The sequence below is a fragment of the Archangium sp. genome (assembly GCF_045802675.1).
GTDB lineage: Bacteria > Myxococcota > Myxococcia > Myxococcales > Myxococcaceae > Archangium.
In genome coordinates this window covers 112,023-120,843 of the sequence record NZ_JBJMQO010000123.1, presented here as the reverse complement: position 1 = coordinate 120,843, position 8,821 = coordinate 112,023, and the positions used below count along the sequence as shown (strand labels likewise).

At 70.0% G+C, this 8,821-nt stretch carries 3 protein-coding genes; all 3 read right to left on the bottom strand.

Annotation, left to right across the window (positions count from 1 at the left end; all coding sequences use genetic code 11):
• Positions 1–3,437, bottom strand: a 3,437-nt coding sequence (locus ACJ8AN_RS34140) for an amino acid adenylation domain-containing protein (RefSeq protein ID WP_407759740.1), incomplete at its 3' end; no start/stop codon positions are given.
• Positions 3,438–3,453: 16 nt separating this feature from the next.
• Complete coding sequence (locus ACJ8AN_RS34135) at positions 3,454–4,431, bottom strand: class I SAM-dependent methyltransferase (RefSeq protein ID WP_407759739.1); 978 nt, start codon at positions 4,429–4,431, stop codon at positions 3,454–3,456.
• 33 nt (positions 4,432–4,464) lie between these two features.
• Positions 4,465–8,526 (bottom strand): non-ribosomal peptide synthetase, encoded by a 4,062-nt coding sequence (locus ACJ8AN_RS34130; RefSeq protein WP_407759738.1) that lies wholly within the window; start codon positions 8,524–8,526, stop codon positions 4,465–4,467.
• Between the last annotated feature and the right edge of the window lie 295 nt (positions 8,527–8,821).

The window sequence follows — 8,821 nt, the reverse complement described above, 5'->3', positions numbered from 1 at the left end:
TCCAGGCACAGGCCCACACGCACCTCGGGGCCCACGCCCAGCGAGCGCAGGTGCCAGGCGAGCTGGTTGGCGCGTGCATCCAGCTCCCGGTAGGTGAGCGATTGCCCCTCGAAGACAAGCGCCACGGCCTCGGGCGTGCGCTCCACCTGGGCCTCGACGAGCTGGTGGAGGCAGGCCTCGCGCGGGAAATCCACGGCCGTGTCGTTCCACTCCACCAGCAGCCGGTGCCGCTCCTCCTCAGAAAGCAGCGGCAGCCGGGCCACCTCCTGGTCCGGCGTGGAGCACGCTGCCCCCAGAAGTTCCAGGAAGTTCCGCATCATCCGGGCCGCCGTGGAGGCCTCGAAGAGGTCGGTGCTGTACTCGAGGAAGCCGGCCATGCGCTCCCGCTCCTCGAACAGGCTGAGCGTCAGGTCGAACTTGGACGTGCGCGGATCCACCTCCAGCTGGCGGACGCGCACCCCCTCGAGCCGCAGGTCCCACACCGCGGCCCCGTCCACCACCAGCATGGCCTGGAAGAGAGGAGAGCGACTCAGGCTGCGAGTGGGCTGCAACTCCTCCACCAACCGCTCGAAGGGAATATCCTGGTGCTCGTAGGCCTCCAGCGACGTGCGGCGGACGCGTGCCAGGAGCTGGCGGAAGGTGGGGTTGTCCCCGAAACGGGTGCGCAGCGCCAGTGTGTTGGCGAAGAACCCGAACACCCCCTCCGTCTCCAAGCGGCTGCGATTGGCGATGGGCGTGCCGACGAGGATGTCGTCCTGTCCGCTGTAGCGGTGCAGCAGCACCTGGAAGGCGGCCAGCAGCAGCATGAAGGGGGTGACGCCCTCACGCGCAGCCAGCTCGCGCACCGCTCGTACCACGGGGGCGCCCAGCTCCACCGGCTGGCGGGCGCCACGGTACGTCTGCGCCGCGGGCCGGGGCCTGTCAGTGGGCAGCTCCAGCTCCTCGGGGTGGCCGGCGAGCTGCTGGCGCCAGTAGTCGAGCTGCCGCTCCAGCACCTCGCCCCGCAGCCACTGCCGCTGCCAGTGCGCATGGTCCACGTACTGCACCGCGAGAGGCGGCAGTGCCACCGGCTCGCCGCGCCGGGCGCCCGCGTAGAGCTGCGCCAGCTCTCGGAAGAGCACCTCCAGGGACCAGCCGTCCGCGATGACATGATGCAGGCTCAGCAGCAGGACGTGCTCCTGGGGCGCCACCCGCAGCAGGGTGGCCCGCATCAGCGGCGCTTCCTCGAGGGAGATGGGCGCTCGCGCGTCGGCCTCCGCGCGCGTCCGCACCTCGTGCGCGGCGATCTCCTCCAGCCGCAGCTGGAAGGAGACCTCGGGCAGCACGCACTGCACGGGCTGGCCCGAGACGGAGCGGAAGCAGGTGCGCAACGCCTCGTGACGCCGCACCACTTCGCGCAGGGCGTGCTCAAGCGCGCCAGCGTCCAGCGCCCCCTCCAGCCACATGGCGGCGGAGATGAGGTAGACGGGGTTGCCCGGCTCGAGCTGCTCGAGGAACCACAGCCGCTGCTGAGCGAAGGAGGGGGCCAGCTCCGCGTGACGGCTGGCCTCGTCCAGGGGTGTGAGCGGGAGCTGCGCTCCGGTGCGCTGGGCGCCCTCCACCTCTCGGGCCAGCCGCGCCACCGTGGGCGCCTCGAAGAGGCGGCTCAGGGGCAGCTCCACCTCGCACAGGTCGCGCAGCCGGGACATCACCCGCGTGGCCTGCAGAGAGTGCCCGCCCAGGTCGAAGAAGTCGTCCTCGGCGCTCACCCGCTCCACGCGCAGCACCTGGCTCCAGATGCTGGCGACGAGCTGCTCCAAGGGCGTGCGCGGGGCCACGAACGGCCTGCCATCCTCCCGTGGCCCCGGCGGCGGCAGCGACTTGCGATCCACCTTGCCGCTCGGAGACAGCGGCAGCGCCTCCAGCACGAGCAGCGCGGAGGGCACCATGTACTCCGGCAGCCGCTCCTTCAGGAAGGCGCGTAGCAGGGGGGCGGTCACCTCCGCGCCCGGGGTGGGCACCACGTACCCCACCAGCCGCCGCTCTCCCGGCACGTCCTCCCGCGCCACCACCACTGCCTGGCGCACGCCCGGGTGCCGCGCCAGCACCGCCTCCACCTCGCCCAGCTCCACCCGGAAGCCGCGCACCTTCACCTGATGGTCCGTGCGCCCGAGGAACTCGAGGTTCCCATCTGGCAGCCAGCGCCCCAGGTCCCCGGTCCGGTAGAGCCGGGCGCCGGGCTCGTCGCTGAAGGGATCCGGCACGAAGCGCTCCGCCGTCAGCGCCGGCTGCTCCAGGTAGCCCCGGGCCAGGCACACGCCGCCGATGTACAGCTCACCCGGGGTGCCTTCCGGCACGGGCCCCAGCGCCTCATCCAGGACGTGGAGCCGCGTGTGGGTGAGCGGCAGGCCGATAGGCGGCAGGGCGGGCCAGCGCTCAATGGGCCCCTTCAGCGCGCAGGCGGTGACGACGTGGCTCTCCGAGGGCCCGTAGTGGTTGTGGAGCGTGGCCTCGGGCAGCAGCTGGAAGAGCCGCGCCACCTGCGGGGTGACCTGGAGCTGCTCTCCGGCGGTGATGAGCTCCCGCAACGAGGCCGGGGCCCGGCCTTGGTCCGCCACCTCCTGGGCGAGCGACTGGAGCGCGACGAAGGGCAGGAAGAGCCGCTCCACCGAGTGGTGCTCCAGGTGGCGCAGCAGCTCGCGCGGCTCCAGCCGGGTCCGCTCGGAGACGAGGACAAGCGTGCCTCCCGTCGCCCAGGTGGTGAACATCTCCTGGAAGGAGACATCGAAGCTCAGGGAGGAGAACTGCAGCGTGCGTGCAGGACGGGCCAACTGGGGTTGGTGCAGGTGCCACTGCACCAGGTTGTGGAGCGCGGCGTGCCCCATCATCACTCCCTTGGGCCGGCCGGTGGAGCCCGAGGTGTAGATGATGTAGGCAAGGTGCTCCCCGGTGACGCTGCTCGCGAGGGGGTCCCCGCTCCTGGCGGGAGGCGGCTCGGCCGCATCCAGCTCCAGCACGACGGCGGTGTGCTCGGGAAGCTCCGCGCGCAGGTGGGGCTGGGTGAGCAGCACCGGCACCCCCGCGTCCGCGAGCATGAGCTGCAGGCGCTCCTTCGGGTAGCGGGCATCGAGCGGGACATAGGCGCCGCCCGCCTTCAGGATGGCGAGCACGCCGATGACCATCTCCAGCGAGCGGTCCACGCACAGGCCCACCCGGACATCGGGGCCCACGCCCAGCCCATGCAGCCGGTCCGCGAGGTGCGCGGCCCGCCGCTCCAGCTCCTGGTAGGACAGGACGCTGCCCTCATGGACGACAGCGACGGCTTCGGGCGTGCGTGCCGCCTGGGCCTCGAAGAGGGTGTGGACGCAGGCCTCGAGGCAATGGCGCTCCTGCCCGCCACTCCACTCCATGCCGGGCGGGAGGCCCTCAGGGCGGGGCGCGATACGTGCGTGGCTCATGTCGCGGACTTTCGCTTCAGGGGTGGACGATGTTCGTTGCGACCCGAGGCTCGCACCGCCGGAAGGACTGGCCCTTTCCGGCGAGGAGGGTGAAGCCGGTGGGGCGCAGCGCCAGCTCGATGACGCGGACCCGGTCCAAGCGCGGGAGCTGGCGGAACCGCTCTTGCAGCAGGGACGAGGCGAACAGTTGCTCGTCGGTGATGCAGAAGTAGGGGTCCTCGCTCGTGCCCTCCAGGTCCACGAGCTTGCTGGCGCCCTCGGTGTTGAGGCCGTTGAGCGTCACCCAGTCCACCGATGTCCTCCGCAGCATGTCGAGGAGTTCATCGAAGCGGTAGGCGTTGACGATGGGGTGCAGGAAGGCATCCACGTCGATGGAGACCTGGGAGAGTTCGCCCTCGCTCCCCTGGTGCGCCGTCTCGGTGCCGTACTGCTTGCGCGAGAGCGACAGTCCCAGCTCCCGCATCAGGGAGACCGACTCCGCCATGTCGCACCCCCGCGTCAGCGTGCGGGCCAGCTCGCGATCCAGCAGTCGCTGGTGCTCGCCATGGGAGTGGTAGAGCCACACGAAGAGCAGGCCCTCCTCCGAGAGGTGCTCGACCAGTCCGCGCAGCCCCGCCTCGGGATCCTCGAGGTGGTGGAGGACTCCCGTGGAGACGATCAGGTCGTACTTCTGGCCGAGTTCCAGGTTGAGCAGGTCGCCGCGCCGCAGCTCCAGGTTGCTGACGCCGTGCTTGCGCGCGAGCTGGCGCGCCACCGCCAGGGAGTGCTCCGTCATGTCGACGCCCGTGAACCGGGCGGCCGGATAGCGCTGGGCGAAGCTGACGAGCCGGTGGCCCGTGCCACAGCCTGCGTCGAGCACATTCCAGCCCGCCAGCGTGTCATCCGGGAAGAGCATCCCGATGGCGTTGGCCAGATCATGGATGAGACTGTCGCCCACGATCGGGCTCGGGTAGGGGTGCTGCTCGTACATCTGTCGGACGTCTTCGGTCTTCATGGTGGGAAGTGCGGTTGGGGCGGAGAGGGGGGCTCACGCGCCGAGCGGGAGGAGCCGGCGCTTGAGGCCGTCCACGGCGGCGTTGAAGTGGGGAGGCGACATGATGCTGTAGTGATTCCCCTCGACGACCTGCTCGGAGATGGGGCCGCGGGTGTAGCGGCGCCAGTCAGTCCGGGTCATGCCCTGGTCGAGACTGTCCCGGGCCCAGACGGAGCGGATCTCCGCCTGGATGGGCGTGGGGCGGAAGGCGTGGAAGAGCCGGACGTGTTGCTCGGCCAGGGTCACCTGCATCTCGAGCGTCTCGACGGACAGGTTGCCCGTCACTCCCCGCTGCCGGGCCCAGTCAATGATGCGCTGGTAGCGCTCGCGCGAGGGCAGAGCGGAGAGTTGGACCAGCCACGCGCGCCGCTCCTCCGCGTCCATGGCCACGACGGAGGCGGCCAGCGCCGCGCCGGAGGCCACGCGCAGGCCCAGCAGCAGTGGCATCTCCTCGACCAGCGGCGAGGAGCGCTCCGAGAGGCCGCAATCCCAGACCTCGACGAACTCGACGGTGCGGCCGTGCGCCTCGAGTCGCCCCGCGATGGAGAGCGCGAGCAGTCCGCCGAGGGACCAGCCGAACAGGCGGAAGGGTCCGGTTCGATGGGCCTGGAGCAACTCCCGGGCGTACGCGTCGACCATGGCGCCCGCGTCCATGTGCTCTTGCGCGGGGTTGACCAGCGCCCGGGACTGGATGCCGAAGAGGGGCTGCTCCGCTTCGAGCGCCTCGAGCAGCGGACGATAGGCGAGGAGCTCTCCGCCGAGCGCGTGGATGCAGAACAGGGGCGGGCGGTTGCCGCCCTTGCGCAGCGCGACCAGGGACGAAAGGGGCTTGTCGCCACCCGGTTGCGCCATCGTGCGCTCGAGGTACCGCGCGAGGCCCTTGATGGTGGGCGACTCGAAGAGCACGGCCACGGACAACTTGAGGCCCAGCTCCTTGCGCAACCGACTCATCATCTGCGCGGCGAGAAGGGAGTGGCCACCCAGCGAAAAGAAGTTGTCATCGAGGCCAATGGGGCTCCGGCCCAGCAGCGACTGCCAGAGGGTGGTGAGCCGGGCCTCGAGCGCGGACCGGGGCGCCTGCTCCGGTGGGCTCTCCGCCAGGAGCGGACGCTGGGGCAGGTTGCGCAGCAGCGCCCGCCGGTCGATCTTCCCGTTGGAGGTGAGGGGCAGACGTTCCACGGAGATGAAGGTGACGGGGACCATGTACTCAGGGAGCTTGGCGGCCAAGCCGCGCTGAAGCTCCTCCGCGTCCAAGTGCGGCACACGGCTCACGACAAAGGCCGTGAGCTGCCGGTCTCCTCCGGCCAGCTCCACCACCGCGGTGGCGGCGGCCTGGACTCCTGGAAGCGACTCGAATGCCGCGTCGATCTCCTCCAGCTCGATGCGGTAGCCACGCACCTTCACCTGATTGTCGATGCGCCGCAGGAACTCGAGCGTCCCGTCCGGCAGCCAGCGCGCCAAGTCGCCGGTGCGGTATATGCGCGCCTCTGGACCCGCGAAGGGATCCGGGAGGAAGCGCTCGTTTGTGAGCTCCGGCCGGTGGAGATAGCCTGCGGCCACTCCGGGACCGCCGATGTAGATCTCTCCCGGTACCCCCAGGGGGGCTGGCTGCATCGATGGCTCCAGCACGTACAGGCGGACATTGGCGAGCGGGCGGCCGAGGATGGGCCGCGGCAGCTCCGGGCTGAGCTGGCAGCAGGTGGCGTCGACGGTGCACTCGGTGGGGCCGTAGACGTTGTAGACGGCGAGGCCCGGCACGCCGGAGAGCGTCTGCCACAGGGCCGCGGGTACCGGCTCGCCGCCCATCAGCACGATGGAGGGATGGGAGGTCGGCTGCTCCAGTTGGCCCGCCGCCACCAGGAGCTGCAGATGGCTCGGCGTGCAGTCGAGCACGTCGATGCGGTGGGTGGCGAGGAACGCCCGCAGCGCGGCCCCGTCACGCCGCACCTCGTCGGGGACGACGAACAGCGCGTGCCCGTCCAGCAGGAGCTGGAGTTGCTGCACCGAAGCATCGAACGCGAGCGGGGCGTTGAGCGTGGCCCGCAGCGGGCCGGGCCCCCGGTAGGCGAAGATGGCGTGCCGAAGTCCCTCGCGCAGGTGGAGCACGGAGCGGTGGCGCACCATCACGGCCTTGGGCTTGCCCGTGGAGCCGGAGGTGTAGATGGCGTAGGCGACGTCCTCGGGCCGACAGGGCGCCGGCGCGGGGGCCGGCCGTGACGCCAGCTCCTCGTCCGTGATGCAGAGCACCTCGCGGCCCGGGCCCGTGATGCGTTCTCGTCCGGCGTGGTCCGCCAGGATGAGGCGGATGCCCGAGTCCTCGAGCATGAACCCGAGCCGCTCCTCCGGGAGGGAGGGATCCAGCGGGACGTAGGCAGCGCCGGACTTGAGCACGCCCAGCACGGCCGCCACGCTCTCCGCAGAGCGCTGCACGCACACGCCGACGAAGCTGCCCGGGCGTGCGCCCCGCTCGCGCAGCAGCGCGGCGATGCGGCCGGCGCGCTCGTCGAGTTGGCGGAAGGTCCAGGAGCGCTCCCGTCCCTCCTGCCAGCCAGTGACGGCGAGGGCCTCGGGGGTGCGCTCCGCCTGTCGCGCGAAGAGCTGGGGGAGGGTGGCCTCCAGGTCGGCCTCCACCGCCGTCCCGTGAAGTCCCTGGGTGAGCAGCGCGTGCTCCTCGGGCGCCAGCATGTCGAGCCGGGAGATCGGCATCTCCGGGGCGCGAATCATTGACTCGAGCAACCTCCGGAAGTGCCCCTGCATCCGGCGGATCGTCGACTCCTCGAACAGGTCGGTGGAGTACTCGAAGGTGCCGGACAGCCCCGCCTGCTCGCGCATGAGGATGCAGGTGAGGTCGAACTTGGAGGTGTCCGTCGAGAGGTCCAGGCTACTCACCTCGAGGCCCGGGAGTTGGAAGCTGGACTGCGCGGCGTCCTGGAGTTCAAAGACCACCTGGACGAGCGGCGTCTGGCCGGGCACGCGCGCCGGACGCACCGCCTCGACGACCTGGTTGAAGGGCACGTCCTGATGGCTCTGGGCACCCAGGGCGACCTGACGCACGCGCTCAAGCAGCGTGCGGGTGCTCGGGTCCCCGGACAGGTCCGTGCGCAGCGCCAGGGTGTTCACGAAGAAGCCCATCACCCCTTCGAATTCAGTGCGGCTTCGGTTGGCGGTCCCCGTTCCGATCACCAGGTCGTCCTGGCGGCTATAGCGGTGCAGCAGGATGTTGAAGCCCGCCAGCAGCACCATGAAGGGGGTAAGCCCGTACTCACGCGCGAGGTTGTCGACCGACGCGAGCAGCCCGGCGGGCCAGATGAAGTGCTGGCGCCGTCCCCGGGTGCTCTGGCGTTCGGGCCGGGGGTGATCCATGGGGAGCATCAGGGGCTGGAGCCCCGTGCCGAGCTGTTGCTTCCAAAAGTCGAGTTGGCGGTCGAGGACGGCGCGGGTGAAGTGCTTGCTCTGCCAGCGGGCCACGTCGGCGTACTGGAGCTTGGGTTCGGGGAGTGGCGAGGAATGCCCCTGGCTCAGGGCCGTGTAGAGCGTCTTGAGTTCATGGGTGAAGATTCCCAGGGACCACCCATCCGTCACGATGTGATGGAAGGTGACGACGAGGACGTGCTCGTGCGCACCGAGCACCAGGAGCTTGAACCGGACGAGAGGGCCCGCGGAGAGATTGAAGGGCCGACGGATCTCCTCGATCACGGCCTGCTCCATTCGGGACTCGCGCTCTGCCTCCGGCACCTCCCGCAGGTCCTCCATCGGAATGTTGATGGGCTGAGCGGGCAGGATGGCCTGATAAGCCTTGTCGTTGACGGAGATGAAGATGGTCCGGAGGGCCTCGTGGCGGCGGATGATCTCCGTGAAGACCTTGTTCAGGACGCGGGCGTCCAACGCCCCCTTGATGCGGTACACCGCCGGCACATTGTAGGAAGTGTCGCTCGCTTCCAGCTGCATCAGGAACCACAGGCGTTGCTGGGCCAGAGACAGTGGGGGGAGTTGCGCCTCGAGGTGGGCGAGCTGTTCTGGGCTGAGCTTGGTGAGCTGCTCTGAGAGGTTCAGCATTGGAGGTGAGCGAAAGCGGTGCGTGGACGAGCTATCCACCCCTGGAAGGGCTCCCTGGGCGTGGAGGTGAGCAGACAACCTAATAGATGATTGCCTGGTTTGGATTTCCTTTGTTTTCCTACTTTCTCGCCCGCGCGGGCGCGAATCTACACTCTTGAGCCCAGAGATTCCTCCCGCACGCCGGGTGTGGTTCGAGGGGGGATGCGAAAGGCACGCACAGGCGGAGGGGGAGCTGCGGCAGGCCGGGCGGGCCGCGGCGAGCAGGAGGGCTGGCGCGTGCGGCGCGATGGCCCCC